Source organism: Enterococcus sp. C46 (assembly GCF_040887565.1).
Lineage (GTDB): Bacteria > Bacillota > Bacilli > Lactobacillales > Enterococcaceae > Enterococcus_B > Enterococcus_B lactis.
Genome location: NZ_JBFOGA010000040.1, coordinates 1 through 343 on the forward strand (window position 1 = coordinate 1; position 343 = coordinate 343).

Annotated in this window: 1 pseudogene; it reads left to right on the plus strand. The window is 39.4% G+C overall.

The features are described from left to right. Positions 1-343 (plus strand): annotated as a pseudogene (locus AB3I27_RS14040) (IS6-like element IS1216 family transposase); the annotation flags it as partial.

Consider the following 343-nt stretch of genomic DNA (forward strand, 5'->3'; position numbering starts at 1 on the left):
ATCGATGCAGATGGTTTAACCTTGGATATTTGGTTACGTAAAAAACGGGACACACAAGCAGCCTATGCTTTTCTTAAGCGGTTAGTGAAGCAGTTTGATGAACCGAAGGTTGTAGTCACAGATAAAGCCCCCTCTATTACAAGTGCCTTTAAGAAACTAAAAGAATACGGCTTTTATCAAGGGACAGAACATCGTACCATTAAATACCTGAATAATTTGATTGAACAAGACCATCGTCCAGTAAAGAGACGCAATAAATTCTATCGAAGTTTACGCACTGCCTCTACCACGATTAAAGGCATGGAAGCCATTCGAGGATTATATAAGAAAACCCGAAAAGAAG